This is a genomic window from Streptomyces sp. JLSY215 (assembly GCF_059682825.1).
This window is the reverse complement of the sequence record NZ_CM185022.1, coordinates 6,558,673-6,578,267: the sequence shown is the minus strand read 5'-3', so window position 1 is coordinate 6,578,267 and position 19,595 is coordinate 6,558,673. Positions and strand designations below refer to the sequence as shown.

General features: G+C 73.0%; 19 protein-coding genes and 1 pseudogene. 12 read left to right on the top strand and 8 right to left on the bottom strand.

Annotation, left to right across the window (positions count from 1 at the left end):
- Positions 1 to 281 precede the first annotated feature (281 nt).
- The 5 genes and pseudogenes from AC5677_RS29355 to AC5677_RS29335 form a co-directional block, all read right to left on the bottom strand.
- Positions 282 to 737 (bottom strand): DUF6099 family protein, encoded by a 456-nt coding sequence (locus tag AC5677_RS29355; protein ID WP_403513783.1) that lies wholly within the window; start codon positions 735 to 737, stop codon positions 282 to 284.
- A gap of 424 nt (positions 738 to 1,161) precedes the next feature.
- Positions 1,162 to 1,536: a nucleotide pyrophosphohydrolase gene (locus AC5677_RS29350; protein WP_497190901.1), complete on the bottom strand. Its 375-nt coding sequence runs from the start codon at positions 1,534 to 1,536 to the stop codon at positions 1,162 to 1,164.
- Complete coding sequence (locus AC5677_RS29345; protein WP_497190900.1) at positions 1,533 to 2,984, bottom strand: AAA family ATPase; 1,452 nt, start codon at positions 2,982 to 2,984, stop codon at positions 1,533 to 1,535. Before AC5677_RS29345 ends, AC5677_RS29350 begins: the two co-directional genes overlap by 4 nt.
- Positions 2,985 to 3,039: 55 nt before the next feature.
- Positions 3,040 to 3,429 (bottom strand): cell division protein SepF, encoded by a 390-nt coding sequence (locus AC5677_RS29340; protein WP_497190899.1) that lies wholly within the window; start codon positions 3,427 to 3,429, stop codon positions 3,040 to 3,042.
- A gap of 287 nt (positions 3,430 to 3,716) precedes the next feature.
- Positions 3,717 to 3,896: pseudogene (locus tag AC5677_RS29335) on the bottom strand (VOC family protein); the annotation flags it as partial.
- 78 nt (positions 3,897 to 3,974) lie between these two features.
- Between AC5677_RS29335 and AC5677_RS29330 the strand changes: the two are divergent.
- The 9 genes from AC5677_RS29330 to AC5677_RS29290 all read left to right on the top strand — a co-directional run bounded on the left by AC5677_RS29330 (position 3,975) and on the right by AC5677_RS29290 (position 12,208).
- Positions 3,975 to 4,475: a MerR family transcriptional regulator gene (locus AC5677_RS29330; RefSeq protein WP_497190898.1), complete on the top strand. Its 501-nt coding sequence runs from the start codon at positions 3,975 to 3,977 to the stop codon at positions 4,473 to 4,475.
- The gene (gene trxA, locus AC5677_RS29325) at positions 4,475 to 4,813 is read left to right on the top strand and encodes a thioredoxin (protein WP_497190897.1); all 339 of its coding nucleotides are present in this window, start codon (positions 4,475 to 4,477) and stop codon (positions 4,811 to 4,813) included. The genes AC5677_RS29330 and trxA overlap by 1 nt, the downstream gene beginning before the upstream one ends.
- A 239-nt stretch (positions 4,814 to 5,052) precedes the next feature.
- A complete protein-coding gene (locus AC5677_RS29320) occupies positions 5,053 to 6,003 on the top strand; it encodes a hypothetical protein (RefSeq protein ID WP_497190896.1) in 951 nt (316 codons plus the stop codon).
- A 49-nt stretch (positions 6,004 to 6,052) separates the two neighbouring features.
- Entirely contained in the window at positions 6,053 to 6,586 is a 534-nt protein-coding gene (locus AC5677_RS29315) for a hypothetical protein (protein ID WP_497190895.1), read from the top strand.
- Between the two features lie 110 nt (positions 6,587 to 6,696).
- Positions 6,697 to 7,968: a VWA domain-containing protein gene (locus tag AC5677_RS29310; RefSeq protein ID WP_497190894.1), complete on the top strand. Its 1,272-nt coding sequence runs from the start codon at positions 6,697 to 6,699 to the stop codon at positions 7,966 to 7,968.
- Complete coding sequence (locus AC5677_RS29305) at positions 7,968 to 8,909, top strand: hypothetical protein (protein WP_497190893.1); 942 nt, start codon at positions 7,968 to 7,970, stop codon at positions 8,907 to 8,909. The genes AC5677_RS29310 and AC5677_RS29305 overlap by 1 nt, the downstream gene beginning before the upstream one ends.
- A gap of 172 nt (positions 8,910 to 9,081) precedes the next feature.
- Positions 9,082 to 9,948 (top strand): universal stress protein, encoded by an 867-nt coding sequence (locus tag AC5677_RS29300; RefSeq protein WP_497190892.1) that lies wholly within the window; start codon positions 9,082 to 9,084, stop codon positions 9,946 to 9,948.
- Positions 9,949 to 9,996: 48 nt separating this feature from the next.
- The gene (locus tag AC5677_RS29295) at positions 9,997 to 10,296 is read left to right on the top strand and encodes a dsRBD fold-containing protein (RefSeq protein ID WP_497190891.1); all 300 of its coding nucleotides are present in this window, start codon (positions 9,997 to 9,999) and stop codon (positions 10,294 to 10,296) included.
- Positions 10,297 to 10,489: 193 nt separating this feature from the next.
- Positions 10,490 to 12,208 (top strand): sensor histidine kinase, encoded by a 1,719-nt coding sequence (locus AC5677_RS29290; protein ID WP_497190890.1) that lies wholly within the window; start codon positions 10,490 to 10,492, stop codon positions 12,206 to 12,208.
- Positions 12,209 to 12,242: 34 nt separating this feature from the next.
- Here AC5677_RS29290 and AC5677_RS29285 read toward each other — a convergent pair whose 3' ends face one another.
- Positions 12,243 to 12,926, bottom strand: coding sequence for a response regulator (locus AC5677_RS29285; protein WP_497190889.1), 684 nt, complete (start codon positions 12,924 to 12,926; stop codon positions 12,243 to 12,245).
- Positions 12,927 to 13,133: 207 nt separating this feature from the next.
- Between AC5677_RS29285 and AC5677_RS29280 the strand changes: the two genes are divergently transcribed.
- On the top strand, positions 13,134 to 13,715 hold the full coding sequence (locus tag AC5677_RS29280) for an Rv1733c family protein (protein WP_497190888.1): 582 nt from the start codon (positions 13,134 to 13,136) through the stop codon (positions 13,713 to 13,715).
- 211 nt (positions 13,716 to 13,926) lie between these two features.
- Positions 13,927 to 14,343, top strand: coding sequence for an STAS domain-containing protein (locus AC5677_RS29275; protein WP_497190887.1), 417 nt, complete (start codon positions 13,927 to 13,929; stop codon positions 14,341 to 14,343).
- Positions 14,344 to 14,409: 66 nt separating this feature from the next.
- Here the strand turns inward: AC5677_RS29275 and AC5677_RS29270 are convergent, their stop codons facing one another.
- On the bottom strand, positions 14,410 to 15,765 hold the full coding sequence (locus AC5677_RS29270) for a tetratricopeptide repeat protein (protein ID WP_497190886.1): 1,356 nt from the start codon (positions 15,763 to 15,765) through the stop codon (positions 14,410 to 14,412).
- Positions 15,762 to 16,172 carry a hypothetical protein gene (locus tag AC5677_RS29265; protein ID WP_497190885.1) on the bottom strand — a complete coding sequence of 137 codons (411 nt, stop codon included), beginning with the start codon at positions 16,170 to 16,172 and terminating at the stop codon, positions 15,762 to 15,764. The genes AC5677_RS29270 and AC5677_RS29265 overlap by 4 nt, the downstream gene beginning before the upstream one ends.
- 605 nt (positions 16,173 to 16,777) lie before the next feature.
- Between AC5677_RS29265 and AC5677_RS29260 the strand changes: the two genes are divergently transcribed.
- Positions 16,778 to 19,579, top strand: a complete 2,802-nt coding sequence (locus AC5677_RS29260; protein ID WP_497190884.1) for a SpoIIE family protein phosphatase — start codon at positions 16,778 to 16,780, stop codon at positions 19,577 to 19,579.
- The last annotated feature ends 16 nt before the right edge of the window (positions 19,580 to 19,595 follow it).

Here is a 19,595-nt window from a genome sequence, read left to right as displayed (position 1 = left end):
ACCCTCGGCCGGCAGGGGCCCGCCGACCGCGGTGATGGCGGCGTCGCGCCTGGCAGCGCCGTGCCTGGTGGTAAGGGGGTGGGCGGGCCGAAGCCGTAGCGGCCGGGCGGCGGCGACGGAGGTGGCGGCGGCGGGGGGCCGCCTCGGGCATGGGCGTAGAAGTACGGCGCAGAAGCGTGGGCGCAGAAGTCCGATACGGGAGGGACGGGTCGGCAACGATCGGCATGCCGCTGCCGGCGGGCATACCGTGCCGTCGCGCTCCGGGGCGGGCCCGTCGCCCGTCAGGCGAGGTTGCGTTCGCGCGCCTCTAGCTTTTCCAGTATTCCGGCCACGTGGTCTCTCGACTCATCGGCCGTGTCCATGGCCTCGACGCAGGTCCAGTACATCCCTTCCTCGTCCGCCGAACACACCACACTCACCAGGGCCTCGCAGACCTCTTGCAGCAGCTGGCACAGGCCGGTCAAAGCGGCCTTGACATCGCGCACTTCGGACAGCTGGGCCGCCCGCAGCCCGTCGGTGGCCGGCGCCTGGCAGAGCAGTCCCCCGCTGAACTGCCCTCCCGCGTCGCCCAACCCCTGGGCTCTGGAGCGCACTTCATACGGCCCCACTATCGCGAGATGACTGCCTATCGCTTCCGCCAAGGCTTGCGACTGCCACGCCTCGACAACCACGTCCTGGACCGTGCTCGCCCGCGCCAGACCGCGCCGGCTGGCCGCGATGATCCGCACCGCGTCCATCCGCGCCCCCTCCCTTCCGTATCGCTCATCACTCACCTTCACCCCGCACTGTTTCCACTACCCAGAGTGAGGGTGAACACCCAAAAAAGCCAGAGGATTTCGCAAATCTGTGGACAAGCAAGGCGCTGTGGAAAGATCGATGACTCCATAGAGTGACGAAACGCGCGCCCGGGCCCGCTCCTCCCTCTCGGGCCACCCTGCCCTCGCCAACCACACTGCCATCACAAGGCACTTGAATCTTCGACGACACTCCTGCCACACGGATCCATGCGATTCTCGCCGATCGCGCCCGACGCACAGAGGGCGGCAAGGAGGGAGTGGGAGGGGTGTACGGAAGGGGAGGAAAGGGAGCGAGAGGGGCGAAGGGATGGCGCCATGACGCCTCTCCGCCCCCAACGCTCCCCGCCACTCCCCTCGCTCCCGCTTACTCCTCTCCCACCCGCCCCTCGCTCCCCCGCGGCCGGTCCGGACGGGCCCGGCGGACCGGCGGGAAGCGCGACTCATTGCGTTCGATCTTCGCGGCGAGCGCCGTCAGCGCATCGATCCCCAGCGCCTCACAGAACTGCAGCAGATACGCCAGCACATCCGCGACCTCGTCCTCGACCCGGCCCGCCGCCTTGGGGTCGGACATCACCGCCGACGACTGCTCCGGCGTCAACCACTGGAAGATCTCGACGAGTTCGGCGGCCTCGACGCTGAGCGCCGCCGCGAGGTTCTTGGGCGTGTGGTACTGCTGCCAGTCCCGCGCGGCCGCGAATTCGGCCAGCCGTCGCTGCAGGGCATGAAGATCGTCACTCATGCCCCTAGGTGTAGCACCCGCACACCGGGCAGCCCCTCGGCGACCGACGGGTCCCCCACCGTCCCCAGCAGCCGGACGTGCCCCCGCTCCGCCATCCGTACCGCCAGCGAGACCAGCTCGCGCGCCTGCCGGCGGTCCATGCAGCGGTCCAGCCCGTCCGCCATGACGGTCAGCTGCTGCTGGGCCGACGGAATCTCCCCCACCGGATCCATCGCCAGCACCCCGGGCCCGGTGAGCAGGACCAGCGCCAGCGCGAGAAACCGCAGCTCGCCATCGCCGAGCTGTTCGACCGGCATCATCCCCAGCGCGCCCCGGTCGACCAAGGCCCGCATCCCCGCACGCGCGGACGCCGGCCGCGCCCCGCCCGCCGCCCGCGCCGTCCGCGTCGCCACGGCGCCTTGCGCACCCCGCTCCGGCCGCCCCTCGCCCCACGTGGCCGATGCCGTCCCACCCACGGCCGGCCCCTCCACGGCGCTCCCGGACCCGGCCGTCGCCGTCGCCCCCACATCGCCGTCCGCCTCCCGCGGGACCGCATGCAGCCCGTCAACGGGACCCGCGCAGGCATCCCGCACCGCCGCCACCAGGAGCGCATGCCGCCGCCGGCACTCGCGACTGGTCCGCGCCAGCACCGCCGGAAGGTTCTCGCAGGACGACCGCAGGCGTCCCTCGTCCGATTCCCCGTCCCCGTCGCGACCCCAGCTGCCGGCCGCGACGCCGCGGCTACCCGCCCGCCCCCGGGCACGCGCACTCCCGCCCCCCGCACCCACCGCCGCCGTGGCCACATCGGCCACATCGGCCACAGGGGTCGCACCTTGCCCCGTCTCCCGCATGGCCTCGGGCCGGGGATCGCAGGCGAAGGCCGACCGCAGCGCGACCACGACCTGCTCCGCGGCGGCCAGGACGAGCTGCTGGCCCGCGGTCTTGCCGGCCACGCGCAGCGGGAGGAGAGAGGTGCCCAACCGGTCATCGGGCAGCGGCGCGCGGGTCACCGGTGTCGAGCCCGCCGTATGCCAGGCCGCCTGCACGGCGCGGCGGGCCGGGTCGATGAGTGCCGTGGTGAGCAGCGTCTCGCCGCCGCCGGTCAGCCGCTCGCCGACGATCCGCAGTTCGGGCTCCGCCTGTACGGCGAGATCGAGGGTGACGGGGCCGGCCGGGCCGTCGACCGTGCAGCCGATACGGAAGCCGCGCCGCCCCTGTTCGTCGGGGCGCGCGCCCGCCGGAACGCAGGCCGCCGCACCGCCCGCCACCGTCCCCACCGCACGCGCCAGCGGCTCTCCGCTGCCGAGCCGGGAGAGGATCTCGTACGCCTGCAGCGCACTGGACTTGCCGCTGCCGCTCTCGCCGCTCAGCAGGGTCACCGGGCCGATCGGGAGAGTGACGCCGCGGTGGTTCTTGAAGGCGGAGAGCCGTAATTCGGTGACCGTCGGCCGTGCACTGTCAGTATTCATGTGGGGACGCTATGCAGCGCCCCGCTCGGAGAACCGTTACGCCCAACAGCTCTTCCTACGAACGGGGGACGGCACCGGCGGCAGGTTCGGCGACCTCGGTACCGACCGGCGCGAGGAGGAAGACATTGGTGTCGACGCGGTGCATTCCACTGCCGAGGCCGAAGACGACACCGCTGGCGAAGTCCAGGATGCGCTTGGCGACGTCGGTGTCGGCGCTGCTGAGGTCCAGCAGGACCGGGATCTGCGCGATGAGGTACTCGGCCACCTCGCGTGCGTCCGCAAAGGTCTGGACGCGGATGACCATGAACCGCCGCTTCTCCTCCCCCGGTTCGTCCTCGGGGAGGGCGCGGTGATCGGGCCAGGACGGCCATTCACTGCCGCTGCGGAGCGGGACGACCTCGGCGAGACCCTCCCACTGCTCGTCGGTGGCATCGGGACCGTTCACCGAATCACCTCACTCACAGGCTCGCTGGCTTTCTGCGGTATCTGCATCGGAATCTGAATCGGTATCTGCATCGCGCGAATTCTACCGATAAACATACAAAGCTCGCCGGGTGCGACACACACGCCATCACATCCCTGCCCCATCCTGCACCATGGCTCCTTACTCGTGGCGACAGCCTTGGCAGATCGTGGGTCGAGTTTCTGTGTGCCTGTTCATCCGCTCTTGTGATGGAACGGGTTGCGGCGGGACGGGGAGACGGCCCGGTCCCGCCGGCTTCCTCCGACGTGCTACTGCGCGGCGTCCTCCGGGTACCAGCGGAGCTCAACCGTGTTGCCATCGGGATCCGCTAAGTAGATGGACTGCGCATCACCGCGCGCGCCGTACCGGCCGACCGGCCCCTCCAGCACGGTCAACGCGCCCGAGTCGATGACCTCCTGCCAGTCCAGCGGGTCAACGACCAGACAGATGCTGGCCTTGACGTCGAGGTCAAGGTCTACCGTCCATCGAGACGGTCAAGGACCGACGGATGCAGAAGGGGCTCACGGATGCGGATCGGCGATCTGGCGCAGCGTGCGGGGACCACGGCGCGCGCCTTGCGTTACTACGAGTCGCGGGGCCTGCTCACCGCCGGGCGTGACGGCAACGGCTACCGCGACTACGGCGAGGACGATCTGCGCGTGCTGCGGCAGATCAAGGTGCTGCAGGACCTCGGATTCGAGCTGGAGGACACCCGGCCGTTCGTGGAGTGCCTCCAGGCCGGGAATCCGACGGGAGATGCCTGTCCCGCCTCGATCGACGTCTATCGGCGCAAGCTCGCCGAACTCGACCGCTGTATCGCGGAACTTCAGAACGTACGGGACTCGGTGCGGCGGCAGCTGGGGCACGCGGAGGCAGAGGCAAGGGAACACCAGGGGCCCGGGCCCGGATCCGCTCCCGCATCCGTGCCCGGAGCCGCGCCGGTACCGCTGTGTGAGCTGTCGTCCTTCGACCGGCCGGCCACGCCCCCGTCCGCACCCGCACCCGCACCCGCACACCAGGAGAACTGATGCCGCAGACGTACGACGCCGCCGTGTTATCCGTTACGGACGAGACGTTCGAGGAGGAGGTGGTGCGCTCCGAACTGCCCGTGCTGGTCGAGTTCACGGCCGGTTGGTGCCCGCCGTGCCGGATGATCGCGCCGGTACTGGCGGAGATGGCCAGGGAGGAAGCGGGACGGCTGCGGATCGTCGAGCTCGACGTGGACAGCAATCCGGTGACGACACAGGCCTATGGCGTGCTGTCGATGCCGACGTTGATGGTCTTCCGCGCGGGCGAACCGGTGAAGTCGCTGGTGGGGGTGCGACCGAAGCGGCGGTTGCAGCAAGAACTTGCGGACGTGGTGTGACGTGCGCGGACGGACGGCGTGAGCAGGAGCCTTCGGCTTGCGCTCCCTTGACACCCCTCCGCGGGCGGAGAAGCCTGGTGGTCGGCTTGTCCCGGTGAACGCCGGGACAGGGGGGAATGCGGTATCCGGGGGAACGGGGAATCGCAGTGGGCATGGTCGGCGTGGTGGGGTCCGGGTCCGGTTCCGCGAATGCCGATGCGGCCGCGGCTGCGGGTGCACGTGGGGGAATCGGGCGCCGGGTGGCGCGCCGGGCCGTCGGGCTCGGCGTCGGGCTGGTGCTGGCACTGCCGTTGGCGGGGTGTTCGGCGGGCAAGGGAACACAGGGAACGGATGATGCGGCAGGCGGGTCCGCGAGCCCGTCGGTCCGCACGTCGCCCTCCGGGACTCCCACGCCGACCGTCGCGCCCGCCGACTACCGCCGTACGCTGGCCGGCGCGCTCGGGCCGCTCACCGACGCCCTGCGCGCGGTCGACCGGGCGCAGGAAGGCCGCGCGCTGAACAACGCGCTGGAGACGGCGGCCGACAAGGCGGACGCGTCCGCCGAGGCGTTGGAGGCCGCACGGACGCCGGACGACGCCACCGCGGGGAACGGCCAACTCGCGACCGCGCTGAGGGCCCTGGGACGGGACCTGCGGAGCGCGCACGGTGACGGCGGGCGGTGCGCCACCTCGCCACGCGTCGAGCTGGGAACGGCCACCGGACCCAAGGACGTCAAGGAGGCAGGCCGCGCGCTCACCGCTCTCGGCTACGACGCCACCGTGCGGCTGCCGCGTACCGAGAGGCCCCAGCACCGCAGGCTCGGCAACAACGTCTTCGTCCGGGACGGCAGCCGCGCCGGCCTGGGGCGGCTGACCATCAACAACGGCACCGGCACCGACGCCGTGGTGACGCTGACCCGGGGCGAGCGGACGGCGTTCTCCGTCTATGTCCGCGGTGGCGACCAAGCGACCGTACAGAGCGTCAGCAGCGGCTCGTACACGGTGTACTTCACCACCGGCGAGGACTGGGACGGCGGCAAGCGGTCCTTTACGCGCGAGTGCAGCTTCCAGAGGTTCGACGACGAGGCGGACTTCCGGACGGTCCGGGTCGCCGGCGGTACGCAGTACACGGTGCTGAGTTTCACGTTGAACAAGGTGCTCGGCGGCAATGCGACGACGAGCGAGGTGCCGGCGGACCGGTTCCCCTCGTAGCGGCACCTGCGCAATGCGGCGCGTCGGCGCCTGGGTATCGTGACGCCGCGTGGACGACAGCACGGTGTGGACTGTGGCGATCGCGGCGCTGACCGGCGGCACCGCGGTGCTCGCCAGTTGGGTCACCAGCCGCGGCAGCACCCAGGCCGCCCGGATACAGGCGGAGATCGCCGCAGGCGCCCAGCGCGCCGAACGGCTCCGCGAGAGCCGCCGCACGGCCTACCTGGATCTGATCGAACAGACCCACCTCATGGGCGAGTTGTACTGGGAGATATCCACCGCGCTCGGTCTCCCGGATTCCGCGGACCGGGCCGCCACCCTGGCGGCGCTGCACGATCGCGAGGTGGCCGAGTATGTGAAGATCCGCCGCTGCGCACGCGTCGTCGATCTGGAAGGCCCGCCCACGGCCGCCGCCGCGGCGCTCGCCCTGCAAAAATCTACAAACCCTTTCTTTGCGGCCGTCAAGGCCGGCCTTGACGGGGAACCCGACAGCCACCACGCCTTCGATGCCGCTTTCAGACCTTTCTGGAAGGCGTTGGAAGACTTTGTGGAAGCGGCCCGTGCCGCCCATCAGAGGGAGTGACGGCAGTGCGGGCGCATGACGTTCGGGATGCGCCGGCCGGCCGCGCGCCGCAAAAAGGCCGGTAAACAGGAAGTTTTGGCGCCGGGGCGAATCCTCAATACGATCCGGCGATGATCATAAGAAAACGGCTGGCGGCCGGGGTGTGCGGGCTGCTCGCCGCCTTGGCCGTCGGTCTCCTTCCCGGATCCGCCGTAGCAGACGAGCCCGATGCGAAGCCCTCCCCCAAGGTCGAGTTGGTACTCGACGTCAGCGGTTCCATGCGGGCCCGCGACATCGACGGACAGTCGCGGATGTCCGCGGCGAAGCAGGCGTTCAACGAGGTACTGGACGCGGTGCCGCACGAGGTGCAGCTCGGCATCCGGACCCTCGGCGCCAACTACCCCGGGGAGGACCGCAAACGCGGCTGCAGGGACACCAAGCTGCTCTACCCGGTCGGCCCGCTCGACCGGACCGAGGCCAAGACGGCGGTGGCGACGCTCGCCCCCACCGGCTGGACGCCGATCGGGCCGGCCCTGCAGGGTGCCGCCGATGACCTCAAGGGCGGCGATGCGACCCGCAGGATCGTCCTGATCACGGACGGCGAGGACACCTGCGCCCCGCTCGACCCCTGTGAAGTGGCGCGCGACATCGCCGCGCGGGGCATCCATCTCACCGTCGACACGCTCGGCCTGCTGCCGGACGCCAAGACCCGTAACCAGCTCAGCTGCATCGCCGAGGCCACCGGCGGGACCTACACCTCGGTGCAGCACACCAAGGAACTCCGCGACCGCGTCCACCAGTTGGTGGACCGGGCCGCCCGTCCGGTCGTCACTCCGGTGGCCACCAAAGGCGCGCAGCAGTGCGACGGCGCGCCCAAGCTCACCCCCGGTCTCTACACCGACCGGGAGAAGTTCGCCGAGCACCGCTGGTACCGGGTGGACGTCCTGCCGGGTCAGGAGCTGCGGGCGTCGGTGAGCATCGGCGCGGACCGCGCGGTCAACAACGACTACGGGGTCCTGCTGCGGGCCTCGACGGTCCATGGCCGGGAAATCGTCCGCGGATCGGAAGCCGGCAGCGGGCGGACCGATGTGATCTCATCCGGGCTGCGCTATCCGAAGTCGTCGGACGACGCCGACGGGGCGGACAAGCCCGCGGCGGAGACGGTGTGTTTGCAGGTCAGCAACTCCTTCTCGGCACCGGCCTCGGTCAAGACCGCGCCCGGCCTGCCCGTCGAGCTGACCGTCGATCTGGTGGACGCGCCGCATGACGCCGCGGACGCCGCCGCCTTCGGCCTGGGACGCGGGTGGTGGCTGCTGGGCGCACTGGTGCTGACCGGCCTGGTCGCCGGGCTGCTGTGGGGCTGGATCTCGCGCTGGCGCATTTCCGTCTGGAGGACCAACTGATGCGTGCCGAAGGAACAGATGTGCCGACCGGGCGTCCGCTGACCGACAGGACGTGGCGCCCTCGCGCGGTCGCCGGCCACGCGCTGGCCTCTTGTGTGGTGGCGGGTGCCGCGCTGTTCGGTGCGGCGGGCAGCGCGGCGGCGGACAGCCCGTCGCCCAGCTCCAGCGCGAGTGCCGGTGCCGAGGGGCCGACCGAGGCCGGTACGTCGTTCCGTACCGCGACCGCGATCAAGCCCGGCCAGCCGGCGACGGCGAGCGCGTCCACCGGCGACTACCTCTACTGGGTGGTCCCGGTGGACCAGGGGCAGCGCGCCACGGTCACGGCCAAGGTGACGCTGCCCAAGGCCACCCGGCACGGCGCCGCCACCTGGCAGCTCGATGTGTACGACGGGCTGCGGCGCCGCCAGGCGTGCCGGTACGGGGCGCAGACCAGGGCGGCGGCGCCGGACGCGGGCTCCGTCGAGCTGTCCTGCGCGCTGCGTACCGTCCGCGGCTGGGCGGAGCCGTGGGCGAACGACCCGCTGCCGGGGAGCTACTACGTGCGGCTGACGGTCGTGGATCTGCCGCAGTCGGACCTGGGGCTGCCGGTGCACGCCGAGGTCCGCACCGATACGGCCGAGGCCGGCGGCGGGGCGGCCGTCGACGGCTCCCTCGCCGCGCCGCTCGTACCGGGAGCGGGCGCCGCGACGCCGCGGGAGGACGCGACCGCGCAGGACGACGCGACGCCTCAGGACGAGGCGACGGCCCAGGACGAGGCGACCGCGTCGCCGGACGATCCGACGGCGGCGGCCGGGCCGGACGGCGGCTGGTCCGCCGGCTGGTGGTCCGACCGCTGGGTCTGGACGGCGGTCGGCGGGCTGCTCGCGGCCCTGGCCGGCATCGGGGGCTACGCCCTGACCCGCGGCTCCGGCCGCCCGTCGCGGGTGCCGCCGAGCGCCTGACCTGCCGTATATCCCCGTTCCCCTCGCGAAGTGACCGCGGCCCCGCGCCGCGGTCATTTTCGTCGGTGCCACTCGTCGCCTCGGCGCCCGCCGCCACCGGGGGGCGCAGAGGCGATGAGTGGCCCAGGTCCGGGGCGCGGAGGAAGGTAGAGGTGTGGAACGGAGCGAAGCCATGAAGGACGTCGTGACGGTCGGCCTGGACGGTACGCCCGAGTCGCTGTCCGCCGTACGGTGGGCGGCGCACGAGGCACGGGCGCGGAAGGCCCGGCTGCGGCTGATGCACGCGTGGGTGATGCTGGCGCCGGAGGAGTCCCCCCACCCCCTCGACGAGGGGGATCAGAACTACTGGCCGCACCGGATCATGAACGAGGCGCGGGAGACCGCACGGGCGCAGGAGCCGGATCTGGTGCCGGACGAGGACCTGGTGGCCAAGGACCCGCTGGAGGCGCTCAAGGACGCCGCCGGGGAGTCGGACGTGCTGGTGCTCGGCTCCCGCGATCTGGGGCCGGTCTCCCGCTTCGTGATGGGCGAGGTGGGGCTGCACCTGGTGGCGCACACCGAGACCCCGGTGGTGCTCGTACGGGCCCGGCAGGAGTCGGCGAGCGAGCGCGACGGGGATGTGGTGGTCGGGCTGAGCCTGCACGAGACCTGCGAGTCGCTGCTCGGGTTCGCCTTCCACAGCGCCGCGGCGCGGGGTGTGCCGCTGCGCGTCGTCCACGGTCAGCATCTGCCGGCGCAGGCCTACAACCGTGGCGGCGGCGTGGAGCCCTGTGCCGCGGAGGTGACGGCCGCAGATACCCGGCAGCAGCTGGCCGAGGCGCTGCGGCCCTGGCGGGAGAAGTTCCCTGAGGTGCGGGTGGACGCCCGGGTGGAGCTGGAGAGTCCGGCGCCGGCGCTCCTGCACGACGCCAAGGACGCCGGGCTGCTGGTCGTCGGGCGCCGGCACAAGCGGCGGATGCTGGCGCTGCGCATCGGCCATGTGGTGCAGGCGGTCGTGCATCACGCGCCGTGCGCGGTGGCGGTGGTGCCGCACGAGTGACGGGCCGACGGGCCTGACCGGGCCGGCCGGCGGGAGCGGAGGCGGAGCATGGCTACGACTGCGGAGTGGGACATTCATCTGTACCTCTCCGAGGAGGACGGGACGACGAAGGCGCGGGTGGAGCTGGACACCGGCACCATCGCGCTCTCCGGGTACGGCATGGCCCGGTGCAATCCCCACGACGCCGACGTACCGGTGATCGGGGACGAGCTGGCGGCCGGGCGTGCGATGCACGACCTGGGCGCGAAGCTGTTGCGGGTGGCCGACAACGACATGGCGAGCGTCGGCGTGGGGCGCCCCGAGCGCGGACCGCGGGAGGCGTACGGCTGGATGAACGAGATGGCGTGAGCGACCGGGAGATCCGAGGAACGCGAGGACGTGAGGAACGCAGGGGCGTCGTGACGCACGCGAGGGCGTGACGTACGCGAGGGCGTGACGTACGCGAGGGCGTGCGGCGGTGACGGTCGCGGGCCGGAGCGCGGTGACCGCGGTGCGACCGCCACCGGGGCGGGCGGCGCGGGCCGCGGGAAAGGTGCGGTGCGTGGGCGGCGACCACGGAGCGAAGGGCGGCAGCGGTCGACGACGGCTCGACGGGCTGTCGGAGGGGCTGCGGGAACGCCTGGACGCCGTACTCAGCGGGCCCGGGGCGTCGGCCAATCTGCTGCTCGAAGCCGTGCTGTCGGTGGCGCCCGGGCTGGATCTGCCGCAGGTGCTGCACCGTATCGTCGAGGCCGCCGTCGTCGTCGTGGACGCCGAATACGGGGCCCTGGGCGTGGTCGGCGAGGACACCCGGTTCGCGCAGTTCCTGCCCGTGGGGGTCACCGCGGAACAGGAGCGGGCCATCGGCGCGCTGCCCGCCGGGCACGGCATCCTGGGGGAGCTGATCCGGCATCCCAGGCCGCTGCGGCTCGCGGAGATTTCCGACCACCCGTCGTCGTACGGATTCCCGCCGCACCACCCGCCGATGCACTCGTTCCTCGGGGTTCCCATCCGGGTGGGCGACAAGGTGTTCGGCAACCTCTATCTGACCGAGAAGCGGGGCGGCGGCGGGTTCGACGTCGAGGACGAGACGATGCTCTCGACGTTCGCGGTGGCGGCGGGGGTGGCCGTCGAGAACGCCCGGCTGTACGGGGAGGCCCGCCTCCGGCAGCGGTGGCTGGAGGTCCACGGCGAGATCGTCGCGAGTCTGCTGTCCGGGGCGGACGAGAACGAGGTGCTGCGGCTGATCGTCGATCATGCGCGGGACATCCTCGCCGCGGATCTCGGTGTGCTCGCGCTGCCCGTCGAGGAGGGTTCGCTGCGGGTGGTGCTGGCGTCCGGCGTCGACGCCGAGGCGCATCAGGGGCTGGTGCTGCCCCGTGCGGGATCGTTCGTCGGCGCGGCCCTCGACGCCGGGAGACCTCTGCTCAGCCTCGATGTCGAGCACGACCCGAGGATCACGGCGGGTCCGCCGCGCTGGATGGGGCTGGGCCCGGCCGTAGCGGTCCCGATGATCGCAGGGGAGCGGGTGCGCGGGGTGCTGCTGCTGGCCAGGGTCCACGGGCGCGAGGCGTTCACCGAACCGGAGGCCGCTCCGCTGCTGACCTTCGCGGGGCAGGCGGCGCTGGCGATGGAGCTGGCCGAGCAACGCGCGGCCGCCGAGCAGCTCGCCCTCTTCGAGGACCGCGACCGCATCGCCAGCGATCTGCACGATCTGGCCATCCAGCGGCTGTTCGCCACCGGTATGACGCTGCAGAGCGCGGTGCGGTTCGTGGACAGCCCGGAGGCGACGGAGCGGCTGCTGCGCGCGGTGGACGACCTCGACGAGACCATCAAGATCATCCGGTCCACCATTTTCGGTCTGCGCGCCCATGATCTGGGGCGGGCCGGTCACGGGCTGCGGGTGCGCACCGTCACGGCCGTGGAGCAGGCGGCCCGCGCACTGGGCTTCACCCCCTCGCTCCACATGGCGGGGCTGATCGACACCGATGTGCCCCCGCCCATCGCGGAGCATGTGGTGGCGGTGCTGGCGGAGGCGCTGAGCAATGTGGCCCGGCATGCGCACGCCCACTCGGCGGATGTCTCGCTGATCGTCCGCGGCACCACGCTGACCCTGGCCGTTGCGGATGACGGGGTGGGCATCGCCCCGGATACCGGCCACCGCGGCGGGCTGGGCAATCTCGCCGGCCGGGCCGAGTGCCTGGGCGGGAAGCTGACGGTCGGGGCGGCGGAGCGGGGCGGCACGTCGCTGGTGTGGCGGGTGCCGCTGCCCTCGGGGTGAGCCCCGGGCCGGGTCGCCCGGTGCGGCGCCGGCCTCAGTCGTGCGGCGGCGCCGCCCGGGTGGCGAGCATGGCCGCCTGGATCCGGCGTTCGACGCCGAGCTTGGCCAGCAGCCGGGAGACATGGTTCTTGACCGTCTTCTCCGACAGATAGAGCCGCCGGCCGATCTGACGGTTCGTCAACCCTTCGCCGATCAGGCCGAGGATCTGCCGCTCGCGGGGCGAGAGCGCGGACAGGGCGTCACCCCCGGAGCCGGTATCGCCGTCCGTGCCGCGCAGGTTGTTCATCAGCCGCGCGGTGGTCGCCGGATCCAGCATCGAGCGGCCGGACGCGACGATGCGTACGGCCGCCACCAGGTCCGCGCCCTTGATCTCCTTCAGGACGTACCCCGAGGCCCCGGCCATGATCGCGTCCAGCAGGGCATCGTCGTCGTCGAACGAGGTGAGCATCAGACACGCCAGGTCCGGCATCCGCGAGCGCAGCTCCCGGCACACCGTGATCCCGTCCCCGTCCGGCAGCCGCACATCGAGCACCGCGACGTCCGGGCGGAGCGCCGGGCCCCGGGCCAGCGCATGACCGGCGGTACCGGCGTCACCGACCACCTCGATGTCGGGTTCCGCGTCGAGCAGGTCCCGCACCCCGCGCCGTACCACCTCGTGATCGTCGAGCAGAAAGGCGCGGATCGGCCGCTGCGGTGTGAATTCCGGTGCCTCGCTCATCGTTCCCTCCACCCCACGGACGGCGGCGCGCCGCGTACGGCATCACTCCCATGGTCGGCCGCACCCCGCGGACACACCAGGGGCCGAACGGGCAGACGCCCCCGCACGACGGACGCCCGGCCCGCTCCCACCAGGGCCGTTCGGCCCCTTAGCCCGGCCCGTGAGACGTGCGACGGTCGGTACACAGGCGGAAGGCGGTGGTGCGCGATGCCGCTGCGCACGATGCTGTCGCGGTTCAGGCGCGGGCCGCTGCGGCGCGGCTGCGATGTGGCGGAGGCCTGGCTGGTGGTCGCCACCGCGCTGCTGATGGCGGTCGCGGCCCCGGCCGCCGGGGTGACCGCGGCGCGCGCGGTGGCCGGTGCCGCGGACCGGCAGAGCCAGGACCGGCACGGCGTGGCGGCGGTGGTGACCGAGACCCCGCCGGCCGGCATCGGAGCGGATCCCACCGGCGGTATCGGCAGCCGGGTGCATACGACGGTGCGGTGGACCGCCGCCGATGGCACCACCCGCACGGGAGAGACCACGGTGCCGGCGGGCGTGCGGGCCGGTGACCCGACCACGGTCTGGATCGACGGGCGCGGTGCGCTGCTGCGGGACCCCGTGACCCATGGGGAGGCCCTGGTCGAGAGCATCGCGGTCGGCACGGTGGCGGCCGGCGGCACCTGTCTGGCGCTGTTCGCCGCCGAGCGGGCCGGCGGGGCGCTGCTCACCCGCCGCCGCTACGCGCTGTGGGACCGGGAGTGGGCGGCCGGCGACGCGCAGTGGGGGCGCCGGGAGACGGGCCTGTAGCGCCGTACCGGCAGGGCCCCGAGCGCCCCGCGCCCGCCCGTCCGGCCCCTCCCGGCGGGGCCGAAAGACCCCTGCCGCCCTGGCCCGACCGGCACTCCTTCCAGGACGCGGCCCGTGCTTTGGATGAGACAACGGCCTCGGGGCCCCGGACGTACGGACGGGCGAGGCGAGGCGCGGACGAGATGCAGCGGACGAGATCGAGGTGAGGGCCATGCTGCGGCGGCCGGTGGACGGGGCAGGGCGGCGCCGGACGGGCACCCCCGTCCTCGTACAGCTCCGCGGCGAACTGGACTTTCTGAGCGCCGCGCCGACGATCAAGTACCTCGATCCGCTGACCACGGGGCAGCGCCCGGACCTGGTGCTCGACCTGGCACAGCTGAGTTTCCTGGACTGCAGCGGCATCGCCGTCCTGTGCCGCGCCCGGCGCCGGGTCCACGAAGCCGGCGGCCGGCTCTCCCTGGTGATCACCGACCCCCGCTTCCTGCGGATCCTGGGGACGGTCGGCCTCGGCGACAGCTTCGACATCCACGACCGGGTGCCGGAGCCCACGCACCCGCCCAACGGCGCACCGCACCGTGCGCGCGTCGGCGGCCGTACCGGGTCGCGGGAGGAGATGTACGCGGTCTGAGCGCCGAGGCCGTCCCGCCCGTCCGCGACCGCCGTACCCGCCCGCGCGCGTGCTCCATACGGCCCCTCAGGGCGGCGGCCCCTCAAGGAGTTCCCGCGCGGCGCGGGTGTGCGGATGCCCGGGGCCGAAGGCGCCGTCACAGGCCCGTACCGCTTCCTCGGCCAGGGCCTGCGCCTCCTCCCGGGTCACCTTCTCCGGGCGGGGGTTGGTGCCCGCCGTACGCTCCAGGAAACGCACCACCGGCGCCGGGAAGACCCCCACGCGCCGGGACCGGCCCGCGCCGTCCTCGCGCAGCGAGCGGACGACCGCGGTCATCACCTGCGCATGCGCCAGGCGGAGCAGGGCGTCGTCCCGCGGTGGGGCCGGTGTGTAGTCCGCCCGGTCCTGATAGCTGCGGACGTCCTGGACCAGGCCGATCGCGTCGTGCCACAGCCGCTGCCGCCCCTGCGCGCGGGCCCGGTGCAGCTGGGCCAGCAGATACGCCGGATGCAGCGTCCCCAGGACCCGCCAGCGCAGCCCCCCGGCCGCCAGCAGCAGCCGCTCGCACTCCGCGTAACGGTGCAGTCGGTACAAGGCCTCGGCCAGGGCGTGCTGGACGTCGGCGACGTCCGCGAGCGCCTGGCAGTCCGCCGAGGAGAGCCCCGCGGTGAACGGGCCCGCGGGGTCGTCGCGGAGGAGCTGGGCGATTGACGGGCCGGTGCGCCCGGTCAGCGGCACCTTGCAGCCCTCCGCTTCCCGCTCCGCCCGTGCGAGCACCGGGCGCAGCATGGCCTCCGCCTCGCCGACGTCGCCGCAGCCGGTCCGGATCCGGCCCAGCGCCAGGCCGTCGGCGACCGTCGCCCCGGTGCCGTTCTCCGCGATCCGCACGGCGAACGGCAGGGCCTCGGCGTACCGCCCGCGGCCTTCGTACGCATCCCGTATCCGGCGCGCGGCGGCCCGCACCGGATCGCCGCCGGAGTGCCAGAGCAGCGCCATCACATGCGGGGCGAGGAGGTCCGGCGCCGGGTCGTCCGGCGTCCGCAGCAGGGCGTGGTCCAGCAGGGCCGCGGCGTACGCGGCCAGCCGGGTGCGCGCGCCGTCGGTCAGTTCCCGGGCGGCCGCGGCGAGCGCCGCCGGGTCGGCCCGTACGCACGGCACCTCCCCCGGGACGTGCGGCAGCGCGCGCAGCTCGGCGGTGACCCGTTCTCCCGGGAGTTCCGGCATCCGGACGGCGGCGACGGCCTCGGGGGACAGGACGGACACCGGGAGCGGGGCCTCGGCGCAGCAGGCCAGCAGATGGAGCAGGGTCAGCCGTGCGGCCGGGGGCGGCTCGTCGGCCTCCGGCCGGACGGTGAGGTGCAGATCGCGGCCGGCCTGATAGATCCGGGCGGTGTCCTGCGCATCGGCCCGGAAGGAGGCCCCGGGCGGCTCCTCGTCCGTCAACCCTGCACCCGCATGTCCCGCCCCGCCTGGTAGATCCGGGCGTTGCCCTCGGCGCGGGCCTGCAACTGCACGCCGCCCGCCGTGCTTTCCGGCGGCAGCGTGCCGCGCGCCGCCTCCAGAATCCGCTGGAGCTCCTCGGCCGCGGCCGGATCGTCGCGCAGCACCCGCAGCAGGCGCCGCTGCCACTCACCGGCCAGCTCCCGCTCCGTCTCCGCGCCGGCCTCGCCCTCTTCCCTGGCCTCGACGAGTTCGCCGCGGGCCTCGTCCAGGTCGCGCTCGACGGCGTCGGCGTCCGCGGGCCGCAGCCTGCGCCACAAGGCGACCACGCCGGTCCGGGCCTGCGTCCAGGCCTCGGTCACCATCAGCCCGACCAGCGCCGTTCCCGCACTGTCCAGCATCGGTTCCATCGCTCCACCGCCCCGTGTCGACAACTGAACTCGTAGTCTGCAACGCTGCGTTGGCTCGGCTCAAGCGGCCGGTGGCGGTGTCGGGGCACCCGGCGTGGCCCCCGGCGGGCGTCCGGCGCCCGGCCGGGCGGCACGGGGCCGTACGGGTGGCGCCGTGGATGTCGGCCGGCCGGGTCGGCCGATTACCTGGAATACGCGAATCCGTACGGGTTTCCCGCGCCGCATTCCCTGACTCCGCGACCGGATTCCCGTTGGATTGCTTTTCTTCCGGCCGATTTCCGGCCGATTTCTTTCGCTGCCTCCGCAACCGCCTTGACCTGGTGCGGGGGCGGCACGGCGGCTCCGCCGCACGGTCTCCCGAAACGTTTCACCAACCGTTGGCCAGTGCGCCCGCCTCGCGTTTATCCTGCTCGAACTCCCCTTTAGGTCCGCAGGGATCAGCGGCCGGCCTGCAGACCTGCGGGCGCACGGACCGATGGGCCGACGGACTGATTCCTGCTGTTCCAAACCGTCCTCCGAGAGGCGAAGCAATGGATGGGTGCCGCCATGGTGAACCGCGATGTGTCGGAGCGGACGGCGCCCGGCTCGCACTTCTCGAAGCGGCCGTGGCGACGGGCAACCTGGACGAGGTGGAACTGCTGCGGCTCGCGCTCCAGCAGGCGCTTTCGGCGGCGGGCGGACTGGCGGGCGTGGCACATCTGGGCGGGCCGGCGACCGGGGAGCTGAAACTGGCGGCGCTGGGCGGGCTGCCGCTGGACGTGGCGCGGCCCTGGGAATCCCTCAGGGTGGAGGGGCGGGCGGCGCCCGCGCGGGCGGTCCGGGAGAACGGTGCCGTATGGATCGCGGCGGAGCCGGCCGACGGCCCCGCCACCGGGGGCGTGCCCGAGGTGCTGCCGGGGATCGGGGCGGCGGGCGTGCTGGCGCTGCCGCTGCCCGGGGCGGACGGCCCGATAGGGGCGCTGTCGCTGTTCGGCGTCGAGGCCTTCGCGCAGGACCGGCTGCCACTGCTGTCGCACCTGGCGGAGACGACCGGGGAAGCGCTGCGCCGGACGGGCGCGCCCAGCACCCGGCTGCTCCCCTGGTGGTCGGGTTCCGGCTCGCGGCTGCGGGAGGCCATGGCGGGAGTGCGGGTCGCCACCTGGGAATGGGACCTGATCACGGGTGAACTCCTGCTGGACGAGGCCGCGTTGGAGACGGTCGCCGGTGTCGCCGGGCTGTACGAGTGGGACAACCGGATCGAGACCTGGATGCAGCGGGTGCACCCCGACGATCTGCCCGGGGTGCTGTCGGCGATCGAGCATGCGATCGCCGAGCACGAGGTGTACTCCGTGGAGTACCGGGTGCGCTCGCTCGACGGCCGGATCGGCTGGGTCGAGCTGCGCGGGCACACCACCTACGCCCCGGACGGCACCCCGCTGCGGATGACCGGCACGGGCTGGGACACCACCGCCACCCGGATGACCGAGCAGGTGGTCACCCGCGTCCTGGGCCACATGCCGGACGCCTTCCTGATCGTGGACCCCGCGGACTGGCGGGTGCTGTACGCCAACTCCCAGGCCGAGCTGCTGGGGTCGGCGCCGGTGGAGCTGGTCGGGCGGGCGCCGTGGGATGCGGTGCCCGCCCTGAAGGAGAGCGGGCTGGAGGAACGTTTCGAGGAAGCGGTACGCAGCGACCGCCCGCTGACGGCCGTCATCCAGGCCGGGGAGACCTGGCAGCGGCTGCGGCTGGTGGTCGTGGAGCCGCACCTCGTGGTCTATGTGGCGGACGTGACCGCGGAGGTGGACGCAGAGCGCGCCGCCACGGAACGGGCCCGCCGCATCGGCGCCCTGACCGAGGCGCTGGCCCAGGCGCTGACGACACAGGATGTGGTCGACGCGGTGGCGGCGCAGATCCTGGCGCCGTTCGGCGCCGGCGGCGTCCTGGTGCACGCCATGAACGGCGACCGGCTGCGCCTGGTGGGGGCGGTCGGCTACCCGGACGAGTTCCTGGACCGGCTGCACCGGCAGGACACCACCGAGCTGCTCGCCGAGCGCTCCCCCCGCTTCATCCACTCCGCGCAGGAGTTCGGCCGGCGCTACCCGGGACTGGCCGAGCTCGCCCGGTGCGGCGGCGCCGGCGCCTGGGCGGTGCTGCCGCTGACCGCCAGCGGCCATCAGGTCGGCAGCTGCCTCCTGGCCTTCGACCGTCCGCAGCCGTTCAGCGGCGACAACGGCGGCCTGCTGATCGCGCTGAGCGGTCTGGTGGCCCAGGCGCTGGAACGGGCGCGGCTGTACGACAGCGAGCACAACCGCGCCCGCCGGCTGCAACAGCATCTGCTGCCCTCCGTGCTCCCCGACCTCCCGGCGCTGAGTGCCGCGGCCCGCTACCGCCCGGCCGGTGCCCGCAGCGAGGTCGGCGGCGACTGGTACGACACCATCCCGCTGTCCGCGGAGCGGGTCGCCCTGGTGATCGGTGACGTGATGGGGCACGGGCTGCGCGAGGCCATCACCATGAGCCGGCTGCGCACCGCCGTATCGACGCTCTCCACGCTGGACCATCCGCCGGAGGAGATGCTCGCCCACCTCAACGACGTCGCGGGCGGACTCGGCGACGACCAGTACGTGACCTGCCTGTACGCGGTCTACGACCCCACCACGGGCGTGTGTACGCTCGCCAGCGCGGGGCACCCGCCGCCGGCCGTCGTCCACCCCGGTGGGCGGCCCTATTTCGCCGACGTCCCGGTGGGCCCGCCGCTGGGCACCGCCCAGATGCCGTACCGGAGCACCCAGATCACGCTGCCGGAGGACAGTCTGCTGGTGTTCTACACCGACGGCCTGGTCTCCGCGGCCGACCCGGACTCGGGACCGGACCGGCTCTCCGGGCTCCTCGGGGCGGCCGCCCGGGAGCGGGACGGCGCGCCCTCGGCGGGACCCGGTGACGACGTCGCGTGGCTGGAAGGCCTCTGTGACACCGTTACACAGTCGCTGCCCCGGCCCGGCGGGCACCCTTCGGACGACGCCGCCGTCCTGGCCGCGCGGGCGCGCCGCCTTCCGGCCCGCGATGTCGCCTCCTGGGACCTGCCCTTCGAGCCGTCCTCCGCGGGCACCGCCCGCAAACTGATCCGCGGTCAGCTGACGGAGTGGGGCCTGGCGGACCTGATCATGACCACCGAGCTCATCGTCAGCGAACTGATCGGCAACACCGTCCGTCACGCCACCGGCCCCGTCGGGCTCCGCCTGATCCGCGGCACCACCCTGACCTGCGAGGTCTACGACGGCAGCCAGTCCGCCCCGCGTGTGCGCCATGCGGCGCTGATGGACGAGAGCGGCCGCGGGCTGCAGCTGGTCGGCGCCATGACGCACCGCTGGGGTACCCGCTACACCAGCTCCGGGAGCAAGACGCTGTGGACGGAGCAGCTGATCCCGTAAGGCGGGGCCGCGCCGC

What these genes read in the sequence shown, in the direction of transcription:
- AC5677_RS29345 (WP_497190900.1), bottom strand. Translation starts at nt 2,984, where the DNA reads ATGAATACTGACAGTGCACGGCCGACGGTCACCGAATTACGGCTCTCC.
- AC5677_RS29265 (WP_497190885.1), bottom strand. Translation starts at nt 16,172, where the DNA reads ATGGAACCGATGCTGGACAGTGCGGGAACGGCGCTGGTCGGGCTGATG.
- AC5677_RS29355 (WP_403513783.1), bottom strand. Translation starts at nt 737, where the DNA reads ATGGACGCGGTGCGGATCATCGCGGCCAGCCGGCGCGGTCTGGCGCGG.
- AC5677_RS29300 (WP_497190892.1), top strand. Translation starts at nt 9,082, where the DNA reads ATGAAGGACGTCGTGACGGTCGGCCTGGACGGTACGCCCGAGTCGCTG.
- AC5677_RS29295 (WP_497190891.1), top strand. Translation starts at nt 9,997, where the DNA reads ATGGCTACGACTGCGGAGTGGGACATTCATCTGTACCTCTCCGAGGAG.
- AC5677_RS29305 (WP_497190893.1), top strand. Translation starts at nt 7,968, where the DNA reads ATGCGTGCCGAAGGAACAGATGTGCCGACCGGGCGTCCGCTGACCGAC.
- AC5677_RS29330 (WP_497190898.1), top strand. Translation starts at nt 3,975, where the DNA reads ATGCGGATCGGCGATCTGGCGCAGCGTGCGGGGACCACGGCGCGCGCC.
- AC5677_RS29280 (WP_497190888.1), top strand. Translation starts at nt 13,134, where the DNA reads ATGCCGCTGCGCACGATGCTGTCGCGGTTCAGGCGCGGGCCGCTGCGG.
- AC5677_RS29350 (WP_497190901.1), bottom strand. Translation starts at nt 1,536, where the DNA reads ATGAGTGACGATCTTCATGCCCTGCAGCGACGGCTGGCCGAATTCGCG.
- AC5677_RS29310 (WP_497190894.1), top strand. Translation starts at nt 6,697, where the DNA reads ATGATCATAAGAAAACGGCTGGCGGCCGGGGTGTGCGGGCTGCTCGCC.
- trxA (WP_497190897.1), top strand. Translation starts at nt 4,475, where the DNA reads ATGCCGCAGACGTACGACGCCGCCGTGTTATCCGTTACGGACGAGACG.
- AC5677_RS29275 (WP_497190887.1), top strand. Translation starts at nt 13,927, where the DNA reads ATGCTGCGGCGGCCGGTGGACGGGGCAGGGCGGCGCCGGACGGGCACC.
- AC5677_RS29285 (WP_497190889.1), bottom strand. Translation starts at nt 12,926, where the DNA reads ATGAGCGAGGCACCGGAATTCACACCGCAGCGGCCGATCCGCGCCTTT.